The organism is Streptomyces sp. NPDC007991, from assembly GCF_042958445.1.
Lineage (GTDB): Bacteria > Actinomycetota > Actinomycetes > Streptomycetales > Streptomycetaceae > Streptomyces.
Genome location: NZ_JBIBJD010000008.1, coordinates 160014 through 182709, shown reverse-complemented (window position 1 = coordinate 182709; position 22696 = coordinate 160014). Strand labels below are relative to the sequence as shown.

The window sequence follows — 22696 nt, the reverse complement described above, 5'->3', positions numbered from 1 at the left end:
CCCCTAAATATCTGCGTAACGCAGTAAGTGCGTTGTACGGTAACCGCATGACGAAGGAATTCTACCGGCCCGTGGTGGCGGTCGCCGGAGCGACCGGCGCCCAAGGCGGCGCGGCCGCCCGCTCGCTACTCGATCAGGGCTTCCAGGTCCGGGCCCTGACCCGCACTCCCGACTCGGCCGCCGCACACGCGCTGAGGGCCTTCGGCGCCGACGTACACGCCGCCGACTTCGACGACAGCAAGTCACTGGAGGCCGCCCTGAAGGGCGCCGACGGCTTGTTTGCCATGTCCACGCCGTTCAGCTCGGACCCGGAGACCGAGGTCCGGCAGGGCATCGCCCTGCTTCAGGCCGCCCGCGGTGTCGGGCACATCGTGTTCACCTCGGCAGCGCACGCCGACCGCGGCACGGGCATTCCACACTTCGAGAGCAAGTACCGCATCGAGCGGCACCTGCGAGGGCTGGGTGTGCCGTGGACGATCCTCGGTCCGGCCGCGTTCATGGACAACTACACGGTCGAATGGTCGCTCGAGGGTCTGCGTGAAGGCCGGTTCGTGCTGCCGATGCCGGCCGACCGGCCGCTGACGCTGATTCCCGCGCGGGACATCGGCGCCTTCGCAGCCCATGTTCTCGCCCGGCCGCAGGAGTTCGCGGGCCGGCGCATCGACATCGCTTCCGACAAGCTGACGTGCCTGGAGATCGCGGAAGCCCTGACCGGCGCATGCGGCCGGCCGATCGTCTTCCAGCGGCTGCCGATCGCCCACGTCGAGGCGTTCTCGGCCGATCTCGCCGCGATGTTCCGCTACTTCACCGAAGTCGGCCTCGATGTGGACGTGGACGCACTGCGGCGCGACTTCCCGGAGATCGGCTGGCAGCGTTTCGGCACCTGGGCGGCCGAGCGCACCTGGCCGGTCGGCTGATTCCACGCGGTCAGCACAGAACCGGACCCAGCTGCGAGCAGTTTGCGCAGACACTCGGCCGGGGTTTCCCAGCCGAGCGTTTTACGTGGGCGGCCGTTGAGTTCGGCGGCGACAGCGGACCGCCGCAGCAGACCGTTCTCTCAGCCCTTGCTGGACTTCTTCTCCTCGGCGTCCTGGATGACCGCCTCCGCGACCTGCTGCATCGACATCCGCCGGTCCATCGACGTCTTCTGGATCCACCGGAACGCCGCCGGCTCCGTCAGCCCGTACTCCGTCTGGAGAATCGACTTGGCCCGGTCCACCAGCTTGCGCGTCTCCAGCCGCAGCGTGAGGTCCGCGACCTCCTTCTCCAGCTCCTTCAGCTCCGTGAACCGCGAGACGGCCATCTCGATCGCCGGCACGACATCCGTCTTGCTGAACGGCTTCACCAGGTACGCCATGGCACCGGCGTCCCGGGCCCGCTCCACCAGATCGCGCTGCGAGAACGCCGTCAGCATCAACACCGGCGCGATGCTCTCCTCGGCGATCTTCTCGGCTGCGGAGATACCGTCCAGCTTCGGCATCTTCACGTCCAGGATCACCAGATCGGGACGGTGCTCACGGGCCAGCTCCACGGCCTGCTCCCCGTCCCCGGCCTCACCGACGACGGTGTACCCCTCCTCCTCCAGCATCTCTTTGAGATCGAGCCGAATCAGGGCCTCGTCCTCGGCGATGACGACCCGCGTCGTCATCGGAGGCACGTGCGACTTGTCGTCTTCAGGCACGTCAACAGGCTGGGGCGACTCGGGGGCGCTCACGTGGGCTCCTTGGTAGGGGCAGGCCGGTACTGCTCCCAAGAGCGTACCTAGCTGCGGTATGGTGGTCAGGCGGAGGGTCGAGGTCAACCTTCGATTCACCGGGCCCCGGTAGCCCAATTGGCAGCAGGCAATGGATTCAAAACCCATACAGTGTCGGTTCGAGTCCGACCCGGGGCACTTTTCCTTCATTTCCAAGGTCACTGTTTACAAGCGGATGTCCACGTTCTCGTGAACATCCGCTTCTTTCTGCGTGTCGTCACGATCATCGCCTCACAGTGGGCTCCATGTACGACATCAGTACACGTAAGCGAGCGCTCGCGCTGGTCGCTCAGGGCCGCAGCCTGAATTCCGTAAGCCGTGAGACAGGCATCTCGCGGGCCGCGATCCGCTCCTGGCAGGACCGCCTCGAGCCGCTGCCCCGCTTGGCGCCTCCAGACCCCGGGCCCCCTGCCGACGAGTGCGCCTACGCCTACTTACTGGGCCTCTACCTCGGCGATGGTTGCATCAGCGGCCACCCTCGCGGCGTCGGCTACTACCTGAGAATCGCGTGCGCGAACTCATGGCCTGGCCTGATCGACGCGTGCGAGACCGCCATGCGAGCCATCAACCCGACCGGGTGCGCCTTTCGCACCCAGGCGCAGGGCTACGTCTCGGTGGTCGGCTACAGCAAGCAGTGGCCCCACCTCTTCCCCCAGCACGGCCCCGGCAAGAAGCACGAGCGAGGTATCGCACTCGAACACTGGCAGCAGGCGATCATCGACGCCCACCCCTGGGAGTTCATTCGCGGCCTCATCCACTCCGACGGCTGCCGGGTAACCAACTGGACCACTCGACTCGTCGGCGGTGAACGGAAGCGCTACGAATATCCCCGGTACTTCTTCACAAACCGCTCGGCCGACATCATCCGGCTCTTCACCGCGACCCTCGACCAGGTCGGCGTCCAGTGGAAACGGGCAAACGCATGCAACATCTCCGTCGCCCGCAAAACCTCAGTAGCCCTCATGGACGCCCACGTTGGCCCCAAGTACTGACGGCTCCTTACTTCGGGCTGTCGTCCTCGCCGATGTGGTGGACGCGGACCATGTTCGTCGAGCCGGAGACGCCGGGGGGCGAGCCCGCCGTGATGACGACCGTGTCGCCCTTCTGGCAGCGGCCGTAGCGAAGGAGCAGTTCGTCGACCTGGTCGACCATCGCGTCCGTCGAACCGACCTCCGGGCCGAGGAACGTCTCCACGCCCCAGGTCAGGCTGAGCTGGGAGCGCGTGGCCTGGTCGGGGGTGAAGGCGAGGAGGGGGATCGGGGAGCGGTAGCGGGACAGGCGGCGGGCCGTGTCGCCGGACTGGGTGAAGGCGACCAGGAAGCGGGCGCCGAGGAAGTCGCCCATTTCGGCCGCTGCTCGGGCTACCGCGCCGCCCTGGGTGCGGGGTTTGTTGCGTTCCGTGAGGGGCGGGAGGCCTTTGGCCAGGAGATCCTCCTCCGCCGCTGCGACGATGCGGGCCATCGTGCGGACCGTGTCGATCGGATGACTGCCGACGCTGGTTTCGCCGGAGAGCATGACGGCGTCCGTGCCGTCGATGACCGCGTTGGCGACGTCGGATGCTTCGGCGCGGGTCGGGCGGGCGTTGTCGATCATGGAGTCGAGCATTTGCGTGGCGACGATGACCGGTTTGGCGTTGCGTTTGGCCAGTTTGATCGCGCGCTTCTGGACGATCGGGACTTGTTCCAGTGGCATTTCGACGCCGAGGTCTCCGCGGGCGACCATGATGCCGTCGAACGCGGCGACGATGTCGTCGATGTTCTCGACGGCCTGGGGTTTTTCGACTTTGGCGATGACGGGGATGCGGCGGCCTTCTTCGTCCATGATGCGGTGGACGTCCTGGATGTCGCGGCCGGTGCGGACGAAGGAGAGGGCGATGACGTCGGCGCCGGTGCGCAGGGCCCAGCGGAGGTCGTCCTCGTCTTTCTTGGAGAGCGCGGGGACGGAGACGGCGACGCCGGGGAGGTTGAGGCCTTTGTGGTCGGAGATGACGCCGCCCTCGATGACCGTGGTGTGGACGCGGGGGCCGTCGATCCGGGTGACTTGGAGGCAGACTTTGCCGTCGTCGACGAGGATGCGTTCGCCGGTGGTGACGTCGGTGGCGAGGCCGGCGTAGGTGGTGCCGCAGGTGGTGCGGTCGCCTTCGGTGCCTTCTTCGACGGTGATGGTGAAGGTGTCGCCGCGTTCGAGGAGTACGGGGCCTTCGGTGAAGCGGCCGAGGCGGATTTTGGGGCCTTGGAGGTCGGCGAGGACGCCGACGCTGCGGCCGGTTTCGTCGGCGGCTTTTCGTACCCGGTGGTAACGCTCCTCGTGTTCGGCGTGTTCGCCGTGGCTGAGGTTGAGGCGGGCTACGTCCATTCCGGCGTCGACCAGGGCTTTGATCTGGTCGTACGAGTCGGTGGCGGGTCCAAGTGTGCAGACGATTTTTGCTCGGCGCATGGTCTGAGCCTATGAGTTACTGACTGGTAGAGAATTGGTGGTGAGTGACTGCGCAACGGACTTTGCGTGAAACGTTACTGACAGGTGTTGAATTGTGCGGCGGGGCGCTCTGATGAGCACCCCGGGGGAATTCGGTCGGGTTTTCGGAAAGGGGCCGGCTAGAGCTTCGGCGGCACCATGGTGAAGCGGGCGTTGATCTGGGCGTGGACGCGCTGGCGCTGGGGTTCGAGGTCGAGGGGGGCCGCGGGGGCGTTCTCGGCGGCGGCGCCGTAGGCGGCGGAGCGGGCGCGGCCGGGGGCCTGGGGGTAGGGCGGTGGTGCGTTCTCGGCGCCGATGTCGGCGAGTTCGACCAGGGCGGAGAGGGTGGTGCCGAGTGCTTCGGCGTATTCGCGGGCGCGCTGGACGGCTCCCCGTACGGCTTTCTTGCGGGCTTCGCGGTGGGCGGGTGAGTCGGGGCGCAGGGCCCACCAGGGTCCGTCGACGCGGGTGAGTTCGAGGTCGGCGAGGCGGGTGGTGAGTTCGCCGAGGGCGGTGAAGTCGGTGAGTTCGGCGGTGACGTGGACGGTGCCGTGGTAGGTGCGGACGCGTTCGCCGCGGCCGTGTTTGGTGAGTTCGGGGGTGATGGAGAAGGCGCCGGTCTCCAGGCGTTCGACGGCGTCGCCGTAGGACTTGACGAGGTCGAGGACGCCGGCGTTGCGGCGGGTGAGGTCGTCGAGGGCGGAGCGGCGGTCGCGGCCGCGGGCGGCGACGGTGATGCCTATGCGGGCGATCTCGGGGTCGACTTCGAGGCGGGCTTCGCCGCGGACGGCGATGCGGGGGGCGTCGGGTGTGCCGTAGGGGACGGCGGGTTGGGAGGCGTCTGACGTGGGGGCGGTCATACGCCCCACTCTGTCATGTCTTGGCTGGCCAAGGGGGTGGGGCCGGTGGGACGAGTCATCAGATCGCAACCTGCCGGGGCTGTTGCTCTCGGTCATGGCCGGGTCAGAATCTACGCGCGTTATCTACGCGCGTCGTTCACAGATTCCGCGAGGAGTGCCAGATATGCCGTTGAACCGCCGGAAGTTCCTGGAGAAGTCCGCTGTGGCCGGGGCGGGGGTGGCGCTGGCCGGTGGGGTCGGGGCGCCGGGTGCGCAGGCGGCCGAGACGAAGGGCGGCGCCAAGCGGTACGCGTTCACCGTGCTGGGGACGACGGACCTGCACGGCAACGTCTTCAACTGGGACTACTTCACGGACGGGGAGTTCGACGACAAGGACCACAACGACGTCGGACTGGCCAAGGTCTCGACCCTGGTGAACCGCGTCCGTGCGGAGAAGGGGCGTGGCAACACGCTGCTGATCGACGCGGGCGACACGATCCAGGGCACGCAGTTGTCGTACTACTACGCGAAGGTCGACCCGATCACGGCCGAGGGCGGGCCGGTGCACCCGATGGCGCAGGCGATGAACGCCATGGGCTATGACGCGGCGGCGCTCGGCAACCACGAGTTCAACTACGGCATTCCGGTGCTGCGGAAGTTCCAGGAGCAGTGCCGTTTCCCGCTGCTGGGTGCGAACGCGCTGGATGCGAAGACGTTGCGGCCGGCTTTCCCGCCGTACAGCATGCACCGGCTGCGTACGCCGTTCGGGCGGGATGTGAAGGTGGCGGTGCTGGGTCTGACGAATCCGGGGATCGCGATCTGGGATAAGGCGAACGTGCAGGGGAAGATGACGTTCCCGGGTCTGGAGGAGCAGGCGGCGAAGTGGGTGCCGAGGCTGCGGTCGATGGGTGCGGACGTCGTCATCGTGTCGGCGCACAGCGGTTCGTCGGGGACGTCGTCCTACGGTGACCAGTTGCCGTACGTCGAGAACGCGGCGGGGCTGGTGGCCGAGCAGGTGCCGGGGATCGACGCGATCCTGGTGGGGCACGCGCACACGGAGATCCCCGAGTACTTCGTCACCAACAAGGAGACCGGCAAGCGGGTCGTGTTGTCGGAGCCGCTGAAGTGGGGTCAGCGGCTGACGCTGTTCGATTTCGAGCTGGTGTGGGCCAGGGGCTGCTGGACGGTCGAGAAGGTGGGCGCGAAGGTCCTGAACTCCAACACGGTGGAGGAGGACCCGAAGATCACGAAGCTGCTCACGGACGAGCACGAGAAGGTCGTGGCGTACGTCAACCAGGTGATCGGCACGAACGCGGCGGAGATGACGTCGGCTGAGGCGCCGTTCAAGGACGTGCCGATCATCGATCTGATCAATCACATCCAGGCGGATACGGTGAAGCAGGCGCTGGCGGGTACGGAGCACGCCGCGCTGCCGGTGTTGTCGCAGGCGGCGTGCTTCTCGCGGTCGGCCCGGATTCCGGCGGGCGAGGTGACGATCCGGGACGTGGCGGGTCTGTACGTCTTCGAGAACACGCTGGAGGCGCGTCTGATGACGGGTGCGCAGATGAAGGCGTATCTGGAGTTCTCGGCGAACTACTACGTGCGGACGGCGCCGGACGCCCCGGTGGATCCGGCGAAGCTGACGAACGCGAACGGCACGCCGGACTACAACTACGACGTGGTGAGCGGTCTGTCGTATGAGATCGACATCGCGAAGCCGGCCGGGTCGCGGGTGACGGACGTGCGGTTCGAGGGGCAGCCGCTGGCGGACGACGCGCGGTTCGTGTTCGCGGTGAACAACTACCGGGCCAACGGCGGCGGCAATTTCCCGCATGTGGCCGCCGCCCCGGTGGTGTGGTCGAACTCTGAGGAGATCCGCAACACCATGATCGCCTGGGTGAAGTCGAAGGGGTCCATCGATCCGGCTGCCTTCGCGGCGGTGGACTGGAAGCTGACGAGGAACGGCACGCCCGTTTTCTGAGCCGCGTTTTTCATCGCCTTCGGTCGTCGACGAGCGGGGTGAGTGCCGGTGCCTCGCGGGGCGGCGGGACTTGCCGGTGCGGTGCGAGGCCGAAGGTGGTGAAGGCGGTGCGGCGTGGGAGGGCGTAGGTCTCCCTGCCGGTGAGGGAGTTGAGGATGATCGCGGCGCGCCAGGCGGCGAGGCCGAGGTCCGGGGTGCCGACGCCGTGTGTGTGGGTCTCGGCGTTCTGGACGTACACCGTGCCGGTGACGGACGGGTCGAGGACGAGGCGGTAGTCCTCGTCGATGCGCGGGCGTGCCCGGCTGTCGCGGCGCATGTAGGGGTCGAGGCCGGCCAGGATGCGGTCGAGGGGGCGTTCGCGGTAGCCGGTGGCGAGGACGACGGCGTCGGTGGTGAGGCGGGAGCGGCTGTCCTGTGAGCCGTGCTCCAGGTGCAGTTCGACCTTGGTCGTGGCGACGCGGCCGGCGGTGCGGACGCGGACGCCGGGGGTGAGGACGGCGTCGGGCCAGCCGCCGTGCAGGGTGCGGCGGTAGAGCTCGTCGTGGATGGCGGCGATGGTGGCGGCGTCGATGCCCTGGTGCAGTTGCCACTGCCCGGCGATGAGCCGGTCGCGGGCGGGTTCGGGCAGGGCGTGGAAGTAGCGGGTGTGGTCGGGGGTGAAGTGCTCCAGGCCGAGTTTGGAGTATTCCATCGGTGCGAAGGCCTCGGTGCGGCCCAGCCAGTGGATCTTTTCGCGCCCGGCGGGCCTGCTCCGCAGCAGGTCGAGGAAGATCTCGGCGCCGGATTGTCCGATGCCCACGACGGTGACGTGTTCGGCGGCGAGGAGCGTGTCGCGGTGGTCGAGGTAGTCGGCGGCGTGGACGACGGGCACGCCGGGGGCTTCGACGAGGGGTTTGAGGGGGTCGGGGACGTAGGGCTCGGTGCCGATGCCGAGGACGACGTTGCGCGTGTAGGTCCGGCCGAGGGCCTCTGCTTCTCCGTCGGGGTCGAGCTGGGTGAAGTCGACCTCGAAGACGTCGCGTTCGGGGTTCCAGCGGACGGCGTCGACCTGGTGGCCGAAGTGCAGTGCGGGGAGGTTGTCGCAGACCCAGCGGCAGTAGGCGTCGTATTCGGCGCGCTGGATGTGGAAGCGCTCGGCGAAGTAGAAGGGGAACAGCCGTTCGCGGGACCTGAGGTAGTTGAGGAAGGTCCAGGGGCTGGTGGGGTCGGCGAGGCTCACCAGGTCGGCGAGGAACGGCACCTGGATGGTGGCGCCTTCGATGAGCAGGCCGGAGTGCCAGCCGAAGGCGGGGCGCTGTTCGTAGAAGGCGGTGTCGAGCGCGCCGATGGGGTGGGCGAGCGCGGCGAGGGAGAGGTTGAACGGGCCGATGCCGATGCCGACCAGGTCGCGGGGGGCGTCCGGCTCGTGGTTCGGGTGCGGGTAAGGGGTGGCCTGGGCGGGGTTCGGCTCGTCGTGCGGCTGGGGACTCGGCACGGGGTTCATCGGGGGGTGTGTCCTTCCACGAGTGTCGCTTGCCGTGCTGTCACGAGGTGCAGCAGCGCGGCCAGGTCGGCGGGCCCGGTGGCGGGGTTGAGGAGGGTGGCCTTGAGCCAGAGCCGGCCGTCGAGGCGGGCCCGGCCGAGGACGGCGCGGCCGTCGGTGAGGAGCGCTCGGCGCAGGGCGGCCACGGCGATGTCGGTGGCGCCGGCGGGCCGGAACAGGATCGTGCTGATGACGGGCGGGGCGTGGAGTTCGAGGCCGGGGTGCTCGTCGACGAGGGCGGCGAACTCGCGGGCCCGGGCGCAGACCTGGTCGACGAGCGCGCCGAGGCCGCCGCGGCCCAGGGTCTTGAGGGTGACGGCGAGTTTGAGGACGTCGGGGCGGCGGGTGGTGCGCAGGGACCGGCCGAGCAGGTCCGGCAGGCCGGCCTCGGTGTCGTCGGCGGCGTTGAGGTAGTCGGCGCGGTGCCGCAGGGCGGTGAGGTCGCGGTGGTCCTTGACGGCCAGGAGGCCGGCGGCGGCCGGCTGCCAGCCGAGTTTGTGCAGGTCGAGGGTGACGGTGTCGGCGGCGTCGAGCCCGGTGAGCCGGGTGCGGTGGTGGTCGCTGAAGAGGAGGCCGCCGCCGTAGGCGGCGTCGATGTGCAGCCGTGCGCCGTGGGCCGTGCAGCGGGCGGCGATCTCGGGCAGGGGGTCGATGAGTCCGGCGTCGGTGGTGCCGGCGGTGGCGGCGACGAGGAGGGGGCCGGGCAGGCGGGAGAGGGCGTCGTCGAGGGCGGCGGGGTGGAGCGTGCCGGCCGGGGCGGGCAGGACGACGGGGTCGGGCAGTCCGAGCAGCCAGGCGGCTCGCGGGAGCGAGTGGTGGGCGTTCGCTGCGCACACGAGCCGCACGGATCCGCCGTGCGCCTCCCTTGCGAGGAGGAGGGCGAGCTGGTTGGACTCGGTGCCGCCGGTGGTGATGAGGGAGTCGGGGGCCGTGTCCGGGTTGTGCCCGGGCCCGTAGATCTCGGTGGCCAGTGCCCCCGCCACCAGCAGCTCCAGTTCCGATGCCGCCGGGGCCTGGTCCCAGGAGTCGAGGGAGGGGTTGAGGGCGGAGGCGGCGAGGTCGGCCGCTGTGGCGAGGGCGAGGGGCGGGCAGTGGAGGTGGGCGGCGCACAGGGGGTGGGCCGGGTCGGCGGCGCCTTCGGCGAAGGCGCGGATCAGGGTGCGCGGGGCGTGCGGGTCGCCCTGGTCGGGGAGTACCTCCCCCACCGCCTCCCGCAGGCGCGCCGCGACCGCCTCGGGCCCGCCCGCGGGCAGCGGGCCGCCGCGGGCCCGGGCGCCGGCGTCGAGTGCTTGGAGCACGGTGTCGAGCAACGGCCGCAGGGCGCTCGGGCCTTCGGGACCTGAGGCGAGGGGTGGCGTGCTCATGGGCGTTCCTCCGGGGAGCGGGGGCGACGCGCCCGGAAAGCCCAACGACCGGACCCGGATGGAGGTACCTCCCTGCGGGAAAACCGGATGGAGGTACCTCTCCCGTCTCAGCCCTTGAAGTCGTCCACGTGGTCTTCGGCCCAGGCCGCGAAGGGGCGGGCCGGCCGGCCGGTGATCTCCCCTACCGTGCCGGTGATTTCCGGCGGTGTGCCGACCGTAGCGGCGAAGCTGTCCAGCAGGGCCCGGAGCATGTCCGGCGGGACGTGCGGGAACAGTTCGGGGCCCGCCTCGTCGGGCGGGATCTCGGTGAAGCGCAGCTCGCGGCCGAGGGCCCGGCCGATGGCCGCGACCTGCTCGGCGTTGGTGATCGCCTCGGGTCCGGTGAGGCGGTGGGCCTCGCCCTCGTGGCCGTCGTCGAGGAGGGCGCGTTCGGCGACGGCGGCGATGTCGTCCTCGTGGATGGGGGCGGTCTGCCCGTCGGCGAAGACTCCGCGGACGGTGTCGCCGGTGCGGATCTGCCGGGCCCACTGGAAAGCGTTGGCGGCGAACGCGTTGGGGCGCAGGAAGGTCCACGCCAGGCCGCTGTCGCGGACCTGCCGCTCGGCGGTGGCGTGCATGATGTGGATGGGGTGGGTCTCGTCGGCGCCGGAGTCGATGATCCCGGAGGACAGCAGGACCACGTGACGCACTCCGGCGGCACGGGCCGCCGCCAGGAGGGTGGCCGTGCGGTCGCCGCCGGCCTGGACGTACAGGAACAGCTTGGTGGCGCCCTCGAACTGGGCGGCCGGCTCGTCGAGGCTGAGCCGTACCGTCTCGGTGCCCGCGGGCAGGCGGGCGCGCTCCGGGTCGCGGGTGAGGGCCCGCACGGGCTGTCCGGCGGCGGCGAGGCGTTCGACCAGGGCACGGCCGACGTTTCCGGTGGGGCCGGTCACTGCTATCACGAAGGGCTCCTCGGGTTTGATCGTCCTTGTCTGCCCGAGGCTATGGAGGGCGGCTGGTCCGCCGCATCGTCGGAAGGGACCAGCCGCCCCGGCCGCGGCCTACGTCGCGGGGCCTAGACCTCCTTGCCCTGGCGGACGCGCAACGCCCGTGCCAGGTCGTCGAGTTGGTCGACGAGTTTGCGGCGCAGCGCCGGGATCGGTGCGGCGTCGCGCAGGCACTCCTCGCCGAGGCGGAGGTTCGCGGGGTCGACCGTGTCGGCGGGGAAGGCCCAGCGGCCGGCGGCTTCGGCGATGGCGGGGCCGCGGCGGTCGGCGAGGGCGACCGCGTCCGTGTAGTAGCGCGGTACGTACGCGCGGACCAGGTCGGCCTGTTCGGGCTGCCAGAAGCCCTGGGCGGTGGCGGTGAACAGGTAGTTGGACAGGTCGTCGGAGCCGAACATCGACTCCCAGGCGCGGGCCTTGGCCTCCGGGTCGGGCAGGGCGGCCCGGCAGCGGGTGGCGCCCTCCAGGCCGGTGGCGCTGGGGTCGCGTTCGAGTTCGGCGGCGATGGCGGCCTCGTCGGTGGCGCCGAGGACGGCGAGCCGGCCCAGGACGCGCCAGCGCAGCTCGGGGTCGAGCTCCGGGCCGCCGGGCACGGTGCCGTCGGCGAGCCAGGCGGCGATGGTGTCCGGGTGGGCGGCGACGTCGATGCGGTGGCGTACGGCGATCAGGCGCAGCCCGGGGTTGTCGCCGTCCTCGGTGCGGCGGATGAGGTCGCGGCACAGCTCGGAGAGCGTGGCGAGCGCGGCGGGCCGCTCTTCGGGGGTGACGTAGCGGTCGGTGATGTACGTCGACGCGAAGGCGAGCACGCCCTGGACGATGGCGAGGTCGGTCTCCAGCGGGAGATGGGCCCGGGCGGTCTCCAGGTAGGCGGCGGGCGCCAGTTCGCCGTCGCGGACGGCGTCGCGCAGGGCGTTCCAGACGACCGCGCGGGTGAGCGGTTCGGGCAGGCCGGACAGGTCCTTGCGGATGGTTTCGAAGGACTCGGGGTCGAAGCGGATCTTGGCGTAGCTGAGGTCGCCGTCGTTGAGGAGGAGCAGCGCGGGGCGCTTGCCGATGGGGCGGGCGCCGGTCTGCGGCAGGTCCAGGTGGAGGCGTGTGCGCAGGACGAGTTGCCTGCCGTCGTCGCCGAGGTCCCGGTCGTACAGGCCGGCGGCGATGCGGTGCGGGCGGCTGCCGGCGCGGTCGACGGTGAGGGCGCAGGTGCCGTTCTCGCCGGGGGTGATGCGCGGGGTGAGGGTGTCGACGCCGGTGGTGCGCAGCCAGGCGTCGGCCCAGGCGTGGACGTCGCGTTCGGTGGCGTCGGCGAGGGAGTCGATGAAGTCGGCGAGGGTGGCGTTGCCGAACTTGTGGCGGGCGAAGTGGGTGTTGATGCCGGCCAGGAAGTCCTTTTCTCCGAGCCAGGTGACCAGCTGGCGCAGTGCGCTGGCGCCCTTGGCGTAGGAGATGCCGTCGAAGTTGAGCAGGGCGGAGGCGGTGTCGTCGACGGCTTCGGGGGCGACGGGGTGGGTGGAGGGGCGCTGGTCGGCGTCGTAGCCCCAGGCCTTGCGGTTGACGCCGAAGTCGGTCCAGGTGTCGTCGAAGCGGGTGGCTTCGGTGAGGGTCTGGTAGCCCATGTACTCGGCGAAGGACTCGTTCAGCCAGATGTCGTCCCACCACTTGAGGGTGACGAGGTCGCCGAACCACATGTGGGCCATCTCGTGGGCGATGACCATGGCGCGGGTCTGCCGTTCGGTGTCGGTGACGGCGGAGCGGTAGACGAATTCGTCGCGGAAGGTGACCAGGCCGGGGTTCTCCATGGCGCCGGCGTTGAACTCGGGGACGAAGGCCTGGTCGTAGGAGTCGAAGGGGTAGGGCTCGTCGAACTTCTCGTGGTAGCGGTCGAAGCAGGCGCGGGTGACGTCGAGGAGTTCGTCGGCGTCGGTGTCCAGGTAGGGGGCGAGCGAGCGGCGGCAGTGCAGGCCGAAGGGCAGGCCGCGGTGTTCGGTGTGCACGGAGTGCCAGGGGCCGGCGGCGACGGCGACGAGGTAGGTGGAGATGAGTGGGGTGGCGGCGGCTTTCCAGAGGCCGTCGCCGGTGTGCTCGGTGATGCCGTTGGCGAGGACGGTCCAGTCCTGCGGGGCCTTGACGGACAGTTCGAAGACGGCTTTGAGGTCGGGCTGGTCGAAGGCGGCGAAGACGCGCTGGACGTCTTCCATGAACAGCTGGGTGTAGACGTAGGTCTCGCCGTCGGTGGGGTCGGTGAAGCGGTGCATGCCCTCGCCGGTGCGGGAGTAGCGCATGTGCGCGTGCACGCGCAGTTCGTGCTCGCCGGCGGTGAGGTTCTTCAGGGGCAGCCGGTTGCCGTCGAGGGTTTCCGGGTCCAGGGGTTGTCCGTCGAGGGTGACGGAGCGCAGCTCGGCGGGCTTGACCTCGACGAAGGTGTCGCCGTCCGCGCGGGCGCCGAACCTGATCAGAGTGCGGGAGTCGAACGTCTCGTCCCCGGTGGTCAGGTCGAGTTCGATGGTGTAGCGGTGGACGTCGAGGAGCCCCGCTCGGGTCTGCGCTTCGTCGCGCGTCAGTACGGACATGCAGGACATGCTGCCTGATGGCACCGGCATGGCACAGAGGCGGATCGGTATGCGACCGATGTCCGCTCTAGGCGCGGTCCTTTTCCAGCTCACCGGCGTGCGCCCCCATGGGCCGCTGGGGCGGTACGCGCGCGTCGGGGTGGGGCAGGGCGGGGCGCTCGGTGTGTGCGGCGCTGTCGGTGTGCTCCCGGACGACGGCACGCAGCCGGCGCACTTCCCGTTCCAGGGCGAGGTGGTGCTGGTGGGCGTCGTAGAGGTAGCGGACCTTGGTGCGCAGGGCCCAGGGGTCCACGGGTTTCATGACGAGGTCGGCGACGCCGAGGCCGAAGGCGGCGGTGGTGAGTTCCTGGTCGGGGCCGAAGCCGGTGAGCAGGATGACCGGGATGTGCTGGGTCTGTTCCACGCGCCGCATGTAGCGCACGACCTCCAGTCCGCTGACGCCGGGCATGCGCACGTCGAGGAGGAGCAGGCCGACCTGGCCGCGCAGCACCTCCTTGAGCGCCTCGTCGCCGCTGGTGGCCCGGCCGAGCCGGTAGCCCAGCGGGGCCAGGGCGCTCTCCAGCGCGTACAGCGTGTCCTCGTGATCGTCGACGATGAGGATCCTGGTATCCGACGGCATGACCCGACGCCCCTCCCTCGTGGAGGATCCAGAGTAAGTCCGGGACACTGACGCGCAGTACTCGTCAGCTGACATGCTGTGCACAGCGCAGCATGCCTCGCGCGGGGCGCCGTGTCACTCCCCCGGGGGTGGTCGTGAGAGGTCAGTCGCCGCTGTGGGCTGAGCCGTTGAGTGCCTCGTCCGCGATGCGCTCGTGGTGGCGGATGACTTCGGCGACGATGAAGTTCAGGAACTTCTCCGCGAAGGCCGGGTCGAGTTTGGCGTTCTCGGCCAGTGCGCGCAGCCGGGCGATCTGGCGGGCCTCGCGGGCCGGGTCGGCGGGCGGCAGCTGGTGGCGGGCCTTGAGGTGGCCGACCTGCTGGGTGCACTTGAAGCGCTCGGCGAGCATGTGGACGACGGCCGCGTCGATGTTGTCGATGCTGTCGCGCAGGCGGGCGAGTTCCGTAACGACGGCGGGGTCGACGTCACCGGTGCCGGTGTTGCTGGTGGTCATGGCAGGTCAGCCTAAGGGGCGCGCACCCGGCGGCCGCGGGGCGTCTCACGACTCGGCGGGGGCCGGTCGTGGGCCCGTTCCCGGGAGCCGAGCCGCGGGTGGAAGCCGCCGGAGCGAGACGGCGACGGGGCGCTGTCCGCCGGTCACGGCCCGGATTCCGCCGGAGGCCAAGGGCGGCGACGACCGGTTTTCGCGGCGGTACGGCGGCCCTGTGGGCGTCACACTTTCGTACAGTGGAAGCGGGTTCAGGGGCGTCTTGGGGGTGACGCGTGGCGAACGACGGGCCGGTCGAGCACGGCTACCCGCATCTGGAGACGGTGCGGGCCGCCATCACGGCGCTGTACAAGCGGCTGTCGTACGACACGATCCAGACGTTCGCGACCAGTGTGCTCCCCGCCGACGTGGCGTTCTGCGACACCGACGACCTGTATCTGGGGGCGCAGCGGGTGGCGCACGAGCTGGTGCGGCACTACCGGCTGCCGGACGCCCGGCTGGTCGTGAGCTTCCGGGAGATGCGGCACGCGGCGAATGTCGAGCTGGCGGCGGGGCCGGAGTACTTCGTGGAGCTGAATGACCGGTTCCGTACGCATCGGCGGGACATCGGGGCGGCGCTGGCGCACGAGGTGATGCATGTGTATCTGCACCGCCTCGACCTGTCGTTTCCCGGTGTCCGGGACAACGAGATCCTGACGGACACGGCGACGACGTATCTGGGCGCGGGCTGGCTGCTGCTGGACGCGTACCGGGAGGACCGGGCGTCGTCCCAGAAGCTGGGGTATCTCACGCCGGAGGAGTTCGGGTACGTGCTGGCCAAGCGCGCGCTGCTCTTCGGGGAGGACCCGTCGGTGTGGTTCACCAGTCCGCAGGCGTACACGGCGTATGTGAAGGGCAGGGAGCTGGCCCGGCGCGATGAGCAGCAGCCGCCCCTGACGGCGGCGGGGTGGGCGGGGCGGCGGCGGTACGCGCACGACCGGCGGCATGCGCAGACCGGCCCGCCGCAGCCGGGTGTGCGGTACTCGTTCACGCCGGACGGGGGCGGGCGGCTGCGGGTGTCGTTCCCCTGCCCGACCTGTCATCAGCGGATCAGGGTGCCGGTGCGGGGGCGCGTCCGGGCGCGGTGTGCGTTGTGCCGGAGTGTGCTGGAGTGCGACACGTAGGTGTGGTGCCGGCGGTGCGCCCCGGGTAGGCCTAGGCCCCGTACACGCTCCCCGGCTCCCCCGCCTCCGCCAGGAGTTTGCGCGCCGTCTCCCCCGCCTGCGCCGGGGCCCACCGTTCCTCCTTGTCCGCGCTCGGGCCGGGGCGCCAGCCCTCCATGACCGTGATCCGGCCGCCCTCCGCCTCGAAGACCCGGCCCGTGACCCCCGCGCTCGCGGCCGAGCCGAGCCAGACCACCAGGGGGGAGACGTTCTCCGGGGCCATCGCGTCGAAGCCCGAGTCGGGCGCCGCCATGGTCTCGGCGAAGGTCCGCTCCGTCATACGGGTCCGGGCGGCGGGGGCGATCGCGTTGACCTGGACGCCGTAGCGGCGCAGTTCGGCCGCCGCGACCAGGGTCAGGGCGACGATGCCGGCCTTGGCTGCGCTGTAGTTGCCCTGTCCGACCGAGCCCAGCAAGCCGGCTCCGCTGCTGGTGTTGACGATCCGGGCCTCGGGCGGGCGGCCTGCCTTGGCTTCGGAGCGCCAGTGCGCGGCGGCGTGCCGCAGGGGGAGGAAGTGGCCCTTGAGGTGGACGCGGATGACGGCGTCGAAGTCGTCCTCGTCGAGGTTGACCAGCATGCGGTCGCGCAGGAAGCCCGCGTTGTTGACGAGCGTGTCGAGCCGGCCGTACGTCTCCAGGGCCGTCCGGACCAGGGAGGCGGCGCCCTCGGTCGTGGCGATGTCGCCGCCGTGCGGCACCGCCTCGCCGCCCGCCGCGCGGATCTCCTCGGCGACGCGGACGGCCGGGCTGCCGGGGCCGGGCAGCCCGTCGGCTCGGGGTGTGCCGTCGAGGCCGACGCCGAGGTCGTTGACGACGAGCCGCGCGCCCTCGGCGGCGAACGCGAGGGCGTGGGCGCGGCCGAGTCCCCGGCCCGCGCCGGTGACGGCGACGACCCGGCCGTCGCAGATTCCGCTCACCTGAGGCCTCCTTGTCCGGGTCATCCGGGTTTCTCCTTGTTCACGGTCGAGGCGTCCAGGAACGCGGGCCGCTCCCCGCCGCCGTGGACGAGCAGACTCGCCCCGCTGATGTAGGCGGCGGCGTCCGAGGCGAGGAAGACCGCGGCCCGGCCGACGTCGGACGGCTCGGCGAGACGGCCGAGCGGGACGGTGCGGGCGACGGCCGCGACGCCGTCCTGGCCGCCGTAGTGGAGGTGGGACAGTTCGGTGCGGACCATGCCGACGACGAGGGTGTTGACCCGGACGTCGGGCGCCCACTCCACGGCCATCGAGCGGGCGAGGTTCTCCAGGCCCGCCTTGGCGGCGCCGTAGGCGGCGGTGCCCGGGGAGGGGCGGCCTCCGCTGACGCTGCCGATCATGACGATCGAGCCCCTGGCCCGCCGCAGGTGCTCGTACGCGGCGAGGGACACGGTCAGCGGAGCCACGAGGTTGAGCTCCACCACGCGCGCGTGCCGGGCGGCGTCGGCCTGGGTGAGCGGGCGGTGGGGGCTGCCGCCCGCGTTGTTGACGAGGACGTCCAGCCGGGGCAGCTCGCCGCACAGGCGCCGGACGGCCTCGGCGTCCCGGACGTCCAGCGGCCTGAACTCCGTTCCGGGCACCGGGGCGTCCGGTGGGCGGCGGGCGCAGACCACGACCTCGGCGCCGGCCTGGACGAAGGCACGCGCGATGCCGGCACCGACGCCCCGGGTCCCGCCCGTGACGACGGCGACCTTCCCGTCCAGCTCCATCCGCTGCTACCTTTCCACCTAACAAACGTTTGGTGGAAAGGTAGCTGATGCGGCCATGGGTGTCTCCACCTCGTGCGGGGAAAAGGGCATAGCCGTCGTCACGGTCGACTTCCCGCCGGTGAACGCCCTGCCGGTGGCCGGCTGGTTCGCCCTGGCCGACGCGGTGCGCGCGGCCGGGCGCGACCAGGAGGTGCGGTGTGTGGTGCTGACGGCCGAGGGGCGGGGGTTCAGCGCGGGCGTGGACATCAAGGAGTTGCAGGCGGACGACCGGGAGCACCGCGCGCTGCTCGGCGCGAACAGCGGCTGCGCGCAGGCCTTCGCGGCGGTGTACGAGTGCGAGGTGCCGGTCGTGGCGGCCGTGCAGGGGTTCTGCCTGGGCGGCGGCATCGGCCTGGTGGGGAACGCGGACGCGATCGTGGCGAGCGAGGACGCGGTGTTCGGGCTGCCCGAGCTGGACCGGGGAGCGCTGGGCGCGGCCACGCATCTGGCCCGGCTGGTCCCCCAGCACCTGATGCGGGCGCTGTACTACACGGCGCGTACGGCGAGCGCGGCGGAACTGCACGCGCACGGCTCGGTGTGGCGGGTGGTCCCGCGCGACGCACTGCGCGCCGCCGCTCTGGAACTGGCCCGGGAGATCGCCGCCAAGGACGGCCGGCTGCTCCGGCTGGCCAAGGCCGCCCTCAACGGCATCGACCCCGTCGACGTGCGCCGCAGCTACCGCTTCGAGCAGGGCTTCACCTTCGAGGCGGGGCTCAGCGGGGTGGGCGACCGGGTGCGGGCCGGCTTCGGGAGTTCCGGGAGTTCCGGCCCTTCCGGGAAGGAGGCGATTCGGTGAGGGACAAGACGATGACGGCCGACGAGGCCGTGTCCCGCCTGTCCAGCGGCATGACCCTCGGCATCGGCGGCTGGGGCTCGCGCCGCAAGCCGATGGCCCTGGTGAGAGCGCTGCTCCGGTCCCGGATCACCGATCTCACGATCGTCTCGTACGGCGGCCCGGACGTCGGCATGCTGGCCGCCGCCGGGCGGATCCGCAAGCTGGTCACGGCGTTCGTCACCCTGGACTCGATCCCCCTGGAGCCGCACTACCGCGCGGCCCGCGAGCGGGGCGCCTTCGCGCTGACGGAGATCGACGAGGCGATGTTCCTGTGGGGCCTGCGCGCGGCGGCGCACCGGCTGCCGTTCCTGCCCGTGCGGGCCGGTCTCGGCTCGGACGTGATGCGGGTCAACCCCGTTCTGCGGACGGTCACTTCGCCGTACGAGGACGGGGAGACGTTCGTGGCGATGCCCGCCCTGCGGCTCGACGCGGCCCTGGTGCACGTGAACCGCGCCGACCGGCTGGGCAACGGGCAGTACCTGGGCCCGGACCCGTACTTCGACGACCTGTTCTGCGAGGCGGCGGACACGGCGTACGTCAGCTGCGAACGGATCGTCGGCACGGCCGAGCTGACGAAGGCGGCACCGCCGCAGACCCTGCTGGTCAAGCGGCACACGGTGACAGGTGTCGTGGAGGCGCGGGGCGGGGCGCACTTCACGTCCTGCGCGCCCGACTACGGCCGGGACGAGGCGTTCCAGAAGACGTACGCGACGACACCGTGGCCCGAGTTCGCGGCCCGCTTCCTCGCCGGGGACGAGCAGGCCTACCGGTCGGCCGTCGGGGAGGGCACATGACGGGCGTCAGCCGCGCCGAGTACTGCGTGATCGCGTGCGCCGAGGCCTGGCGGGGCGACGGTGAGGTGCTCGCGAGCCCCATGGGGCTGATCCCCTCCGTCGGCGCCCGGCTGGCCCGGCTCACCTTCGCGCCCGACCTGCTGCTGACCGACGGCGAGGCGCTGCTGGTCCGCCCGGACGGGACGACGGAGGGCTGGCTGCCGTACCGGCAGCATCTGGCCCTGGTCACGGGCGGCCGGCGGCACGTGATGATGGGTGCGAGCCAGATCGACCGGTTCGGCAACCAGAACATCTCGTGCATCGGCGACTGGGAGCGGCCCCGGCGGCAGCTGCTCGGGGTGCGCGGCGCACCGGTCAACACCCTCAACCATCCGACCAGTTACTGGATTCCCCGGCACTCCCGGCGGGTCTTCGTCGAGCGGGTCGACATGGTCTGCGGCGTCGGGTACGACCGTGCGGCCGGGGCGCGTCACCACCACATCCGGCGGGTCGTCTCCGACCTGGGTGTCTTCGACTTCGACACGCCCGACCGCTCGATGCGGCTGGCCTCGCTGCACCCGGGAGTCACGGTGGCGGAGGTCCGTCAGGCGACGGGCTTCGAGCCGGCCGTCCCCGACGAGGTGCCGCCGACCCGCGAGCCGACCGCCGAGGAACTCCGGCTGATCCGCGAGGTCGTCGACCCGGCCGGCACGCGGACCCGGGAGGTCGCCGCGTGATGGAGACCGCGCTCACCCGGCTGACCGGGGTCCGCCATCCCCTGGTGCAGACCGGGATGGGCTGGGTGGCGGGGCCGCGTCTGGTCTCCGCCACGGCGAACGCGGGGGCGCTGGGCATCCTGGCCTCCGCGACGATGACGCCCGACCGGTTGCGTGCGGCCGTCCGGGAGGTCCGGGCCCGTACCGACGCGCCGTTCGGGGTGAACCTGCGCGCCGACGCGGCGGACGCCGGTGACCGGGTCCGGATCCTGATCGAGGAGGGCGTCCGGGTCGCCTCCTTCGCCCTGGCCCCCTCCCGGGAGCTGATCGGCGAGCTCAAGGAGGCCGGTGTGGTCGTCATGCCGACCGTGGGGGCCCGGCGGCACGCCGAGAAGGTCGCGGCGTGGGGCGCGGACGCGGTGCTCGTGCAGGGCACGGAGGGCGGTGGGCACACCGGCGAGGTGGCCACGACGGTGCTGCTGCCGCAGGTCGTCGACGCCGTGGACCTACCGGTCGTGGCGGCGGGCGGGTTCTTCGACGGGCGGGGACTGGTCGCGGCGCTGGCCTACGGGGCGGCGGGCGTCGCCATGGGCACGCGGTTCCTGCTCACCTCGGACTCGACGGTGCCGGAGGCGGTGAAGGCCCGGTATCTCGCGGCGACGGTGCGGGACGTGACGCTCACCCGGGCGGTGGACGGGCTTCCGCACCGCATGCTGCGCACGGACCTGGTGGACGCCCTGGAGCGCTCGGGCCGCGTGCGAGCCCTGTTCCACGCGACGCGCCGGGCGTCGGGCTTCCGGCGGCTGTCCGGCCTCACCTGGCGCCGCATGGTCCGCGACGGCCTCGCCCTCCGGCACGGCAAGGACCTGACCTGGAGCCAGGTGCTGCTCGCCGCGAACACGCCGATGCTGCTCAGGGCGTCCATGGTGGACGGCCGTACGGATCTGGGGGTGATGGCCTCCGGGCAGGTCGCCGGGGTGATCGACGACCTGCCCTCGTGTGCGGAGCTGGTGGAGCGGATCATGGAGGAGGCCGAGGAGACGCGGCGGCGGCTCACAGCCTCTCGATGATCGTCACATTGGCCTGTCCACCGCCCTCGCACATGGTCTGCAGGCCGAACCGGCCGCCGGTGCGCTCCAGTTCGTGCAGCAGGGTCGTCATCAGCTTCACGCCGGTCGCGCCGAGGGGATGGCCCAGGGCGATGGCGCCGCCGTTGACGTTGACCTTCTCCGGGTCCGCGCCGGTCTCCTTCAGCCAGGCCAGGACGACGGGGGCGAAGGCCTCGTTGATCTCGACGAGGTCGATGTCGCCGATGGTCAGGCCGGTCTTCTTCAGGGCGTGGGCGGTGGCCGGGATCGGGGCGGTGAGCATCCGGATCGGGTCCTCGCCGCGCACCGAGAGGTGGTGCACGCGCGCCCGGGGGGTGAGCCCGTGGTCGCGCACGGCCCGCTCGGAGGCCAGCAGCATCGCCGCCGCCCCGTCGGAGACCTGCGAGGAGCAGGCGGCGGTGATCGTGCCGCCGTCGAGGACCGGCCGCAGTCCGGCCATCTTCTCCAGGGTGGTGTCCCGGCGCGGGCCCTCGTCGGCGGTGACGTCCCCGTACGGCACGGTCTCCCGGTCGAAGCGGCCCTCGTCGATCGCCCGCACCGCCCGCCGGTGGGAGCGCAGGGCGAACTCCTCCTGGTCGCGCCTGCTGATCCCCCACTTCGCGGCGATCATCTCGGCGCCCGCGAACTGGTTGACGGGCTTGTCCCCGTACCGCGCCCGCCAGCCCGCACTGCCCGCGAACGGGCCCTCGGTCAGCCCCAGCGGCTCGGCGGCCTGCCGGGTGGCGAAGGCGATGGGGATCATCGACATGTTCTGCACACCGCCGGCGACCACCAGGTCCTGGGTGCCGGACAGCACGGCCTGCGCCGCGAAGTGCACGGCCTGCTGCGAGGAACCGCACTGCCGGTCGACGGTCACGCCCGGCACCTCCTCGGGCAGCCCGGCCGCCAGCCAGCAGGTCCGCGCGATGTCCCCGGCCTGCGGCCCCACGGCGTCCAGACAGCCGAGGACGACGTCCTCCACGGCGGCCGGATCCACGCCCGAGCGGTTCATCAGCTCCTTCAGCGCATGCGCGCCGAGGTCGGCCGGGTGGACCGCGCTCAGCCCTCCCCCGCGCCGCCCGACGGGCGTGCGGACCGCTTCGACGATGTAGGCCTCGGCCATGGCAACTCCCTCACAGATAAGGGCTATTCGCGTACGGCGATCCCGTCCAGCACCATCGACAGGTACTGCCGGGCGATCTCCTCCGGGCTGTGCTGGCCGCCCGGCCGGTACCAGGACGCGGCCACCCACACCGTGTCGCGCACGAACCGGTAGGTGAGCCGGACGTCGAGGTCGGCCCGGAAGGCCCGCTCGGCGACGCCGCGCTCCAGAGTGGACAGCCACGCCTTCTCGAACCTGCGCTGCGATGCGGCGAGGAACGCGAACCGCTCCTGCGCCACGAGCTGCTTGCTCTCCTTCTGGTAGATCGCGACGGCCGCGCGATGCCGGTCGATCTCCCGGAACGACTCGGTGACCAGGGCCTCGAGCGTCTCGCGCGGGCCGAGCCCGGCGCCCAGGACGGTGTCGTAGCCGTCCCAGAGCTCGTCGAGGAAGGTGCGCAGGATCTCCTCCAGCATCGACTCCTTGGAGTCGAAGTGGTAGTAGAGGCTGCCCGCGAGCATTCCCGCGTGGTCCGCGATCTTGCGGACGGTGGTCGCGTTGTAGCCCTGCTCGGCGAAGACCTCGGCGGCGGTGCCGAGGAGTTCGCTGCGGCGGTCCGGGGCGGCGGGGGGCTCGGCTGTCGCGGCGGTCACCCGGGGCTTCTTCTTGGTCGGCACGCTGTCCATTGT

The 22696-nt window shown here is 71.2% G+C and carries 21 protein-coding genes and 1 tRNA gene; 9 read left to right on the top strand and 13 right to left on the bottom strand.

From position 1 onward, the window contains the following. Positions 1-47: 47 nt before the first annotated feature. The gene (locus ACFZDA_RS23990) at positions 48-917 is read left to right on the top strand and encodes an NmrA family NAD(P)-binding protein (protein WP_391085095.1); all 870 of its coding nucleotides are present in this window, start codon (positions 48-50) and stop codon (positions 915-917) included. Positions 918-1057: 140 nt separating this feature from the next. Here ACFZDA_RS23990 and ACFZDA_RS23985 read toward each other — a convergent pair whose 3' ends face one another. Then, on the bottom strand, positions 1058-1714 hold the full coding sequence (locus tag ACFZDA_RS23985; protein ID WP_391085092.1) for a response regulator: 657 nt from the start codon (positions 1712-1714) through the stop codon (positions 1058-1060). Between the two features lie 102 nt (positions 1715-1816). Between ACFZDA_RS23985 and ACFZDA_RS23980 the strand changes: the two genes are divergently transcribed. Both ACFZDA_RS23980 and ACFZDA_RS23975 read left to right on the top strand, forming a co-directional pair. Beyond that, positions 1817-1891, top strand: a tRNA-Leu gene (locus ACFZDA_RS23980). Between the two features lie 107 nt (positions 1892-1998). Next, a complete protein-coding gene (locus tag ACFZDA_RS23975) occupies positions 1999-2745 on the top strand; it encodes a transcriptional regulator (RefSeq protein WP_391085089.1) in 747 nt (248 codons plus the stop codon). Between the two features lie 7 nt (positions 2746-2752). Here ACFZDA_RS23975 and pyk read toward each other — a convergent pair whose 3' ends face one another. After that, complete coding sequence (pyk, locus tag ACFZDA_RS23970; protein ID WP_391085086.1) at positions 2753-4189, bottom strand: pyruvate kinase; 1437 nt, start codon at positions 4187-4189, stop codon at positions 2753-2755. Between the two features lie 158 nt (positions 4190-4347). Beyond that, a complete protein-coding gene (locus ACFZDA_RS23965; RefSeq protein ID WP_391085083.1) occupies positions 4348-5067 on the bottom strand; it encodes an SIMPL domain-containing protein in 720 nt (239 codons plus the stop codon). Positions 5068-5230: 163 nt separating this feature from the next. Here ACFZDA_RS23965 and ACFZDA_RS23960 point away from each other — a divergent pair, with 163 nt between their 5' ends. Beyond that, positions 5231-7027 (top strand): 5'-nucleotidase C-terminal domain-containing protein, encoded by a 1797-nt coding sequence (locus ACFZDA_RS23960; RefSeq protein ID WP_391085080.1) that lies wholly within the window; start codon positions 5231-5233, stop codon positions 7025-7027. 10 nt (positions 7028-7037) lie between these two features. Here the strand turns inward: ACFZDA_RS23960 and ACFZDA_RS23955 are convergent, their stop codons facing one another. The 6 genes from ACFZDA_RS23955 to ACFZDA_RS23930 form a co-directional block, all read right to left on the bottom strand. Beyond that, positions 7038-8510: a SidA/IucD/PvdA family monooxygenase gene (locus tag ACFZDA_RS23955; protein WP_391085077.1), complete on the bottom strand. Its 1473-nt coding sequence runs from the start codon at positions 8508-8510 to the stop codon at positions 7038-7040. Continuing rightward, entirely contained in the window at positions 8507-9913 is a 1407-nt protein-coding gene (locus tag ACFZDA_RS23950; RefSeq protein WP_391085074.1) for an aminotransferase class V-fold PLP-dependent enzyme, read from the bottom strand. Before ACFZDA_RS23950 ends, ACFZDA_RS23955 begins: the two co-directional genes overlap by 4 nt. Before the next feature lie 107 nt (positions 9914-10020). Beyond that, positions 10021-10854, bottom strand: coding sequence for an NAD(P)H-binding protein (locus ACFZDA_RS23945; protein ID WP_391085071.1), 834 nt, complete (start codon positions 10852-10854; stop codon positions 10021-10023). A gap of 113 nt (positions 10855-10967) precedes the next feature. Then, complete coding sequence (gene pepN / locus ACFZDA_RS23940) at positions 10968-13463, bottom strand: aminopeptidase N (protein ID WP_391085068.1); 2496 nt, start codon at positions 13461-13463, stop codon at positions 10968-10970. Positions 13464-13530: 67 nt separating this feature from the next. Next, positions 13531-14082 carry a response regulator gene (locus tag ACFZDA_RS23935; RefSeq protein ID WP_391085066.1) on the bottom strand — a complete coding sequence of 184 codons (552 nt, stop codon included), beginning with the start codon at positions 14080-14082 and terminating at the stop codon, positions 13531-13533. 142 nt (positions 14083-14224) lie between these two features. Next, positions 14225-14575, bottom strand: coding sequence for a chorismate mutase (locus tag ACFZDA_RS23930; protein ID WP_391085063.1), 351 nt, complete (start codon positions 14573-14575; stop codon positions 14225-14227). A 269-nt stretch (positions 14576-14844) separates the two neighbouring features. On the opposite strand from ACFZDA_RS23930, the gene ACFZDA_RS23925 reads away from it, so the two are divergent. After that, positions 14845-15732 (top strand): hypothetical protein, encoded by an 888-nt coding sequence (locus ACFZDA_RS23925; RefSeq protein ID WP_391085060.1) that lies wholly within the window; start codon positions 14845-14847, stop codon positions 15730-15732. Between the two features lie 31 nt (positions 15733-15763). Here ACFZDA_RS23925 and ACFZDA_RS23920 read toward each other — a convergent pair whose 3' ends face one another. Together ACFZDA_RS23920 and ACFZDA_RS23915 are read right to left on the bottom strand one after the other, a co-directional pair. Next, positions 15764-16687 carry an SDR family oxidoreductase gene (locus tag ACFZDA_RS23920; RefSeq protein WP_391085057.1) on the bottom strand — a complete coding sequence of 308 codons (924 nt, stop codon included), beginning with the start codon at positions 16685-16687 and terminating at the stop codon, positions 15764-15766. A 20-nt stretch (positions 16688-16707) separates the two neighbouring features. Further along, positions 16708-17454, bottom strand: coding sequence for an SDR family oxidoreductase (locus ACFZDA_RS23915; protein WP_391085054.1), 747 nt, complete (start codon positions 17452-17454; stop codon positions 16708-16710). A gap of 55 nt (positions 17455-17509) precedes the next feature. Between ACFZDA_RS23915 and ACFZDA_RS23910 the strand changes: the two genes are divergently transcribed. From ACFZDA_RS23910 to ACFZDA_RS23895, 4 genes are read left to right on the top strand one after another with little or no spacing between them, the layout of a single operon-like run. After that, on the top strand, positions 17510-18289 hold the full coding sequence (locus ACFZDA_RS23910; RefSeq protein ID WP_391085051.1) for an enoyl-CoA hydratase family protein: 780 nt from the start codon (positions 17510-17512) through the stop codon (positions 18287-18289). Then, on the top strand, positions 18286-19122 hold the full coding sequence (locus tag ACFZDA_RS23905; RefSeq protein WP_391085044.1) for a CoA-transferase: 837 nt from the start codon (positions 18286-18288) through the stop codon (positions 19120-19122). Before ACFZDA_RS23910 ends, ACFZDA_RS23905 begins: the two co-directional genes overlap by 4 nt. Continuing rightward, the gene (locus ACFZDA_RS23900) at positions 19119-19838 is read left to right on the top strand and encodes a CoA-transferase (protein WP_391085041.1); all 720 of its coding nucleotides are present in this window, start codon (positions 19119-19121) and stop codon (positions 19836-19838) included. The genes ACFZDA_RS23905 and ACFZDA_RS23900 overlap by 4 nt, the downstream gene beginning before the upstream one ends. Then, a complete protein-coding gene (locus ACFZDA_RS23895; RefSeq protein WP_391085722.1) occupies positions 19838-20887 on the top strand; it encodes a nitronate monooxygenase in 1050 nt (349 codons plus the stop codon). Before ACFZDA_RS23900 ends, ACFZDA_RS23895 begins: the two co-directional genes overlap by 1 nt. Here ACFZDA_RS23895 and ACFZDA_RS23890 read toward each other — a convergent pair. Together ACFZDA_RS23890 and ACFZDA_RS23885 are read right to left on the bottom strand one after the other, a co-directional pair. Further along, positions 20871-22028 carry an acetyl-CoA C-acetyltransferase gene (locus ACFZDA_RS23890; RefSeq protein ID WP_391085038.1) on the bottom strand — a complete coding sequence of 386 codons (1158 nt, stop codon included), beginning with the start codon at positions 22026-22028 and terminating at the stop codon, positions 20871-20873. The genes ACFZDA_RS23895 and ACFZDA_RS23890 overlap by 17 nt on opposite strands. A gap of 23 nt (positions 22029-22051) precedes the next feature. Continuing rightward, positions 22052-22684 carry a TetR family transcriptional regulator gene (locus ACFZDA_RS23885; protein WP_391085035.1) on the bottom strand — a complete coding sequence of 211 codons (633 nt, stop codon included), beginning with the start codon at positions 22682-22684 and terminating at the stop codon, positions 22052-22054. Positions 22685-22696 lie beyond the last annotated feature (12 nt).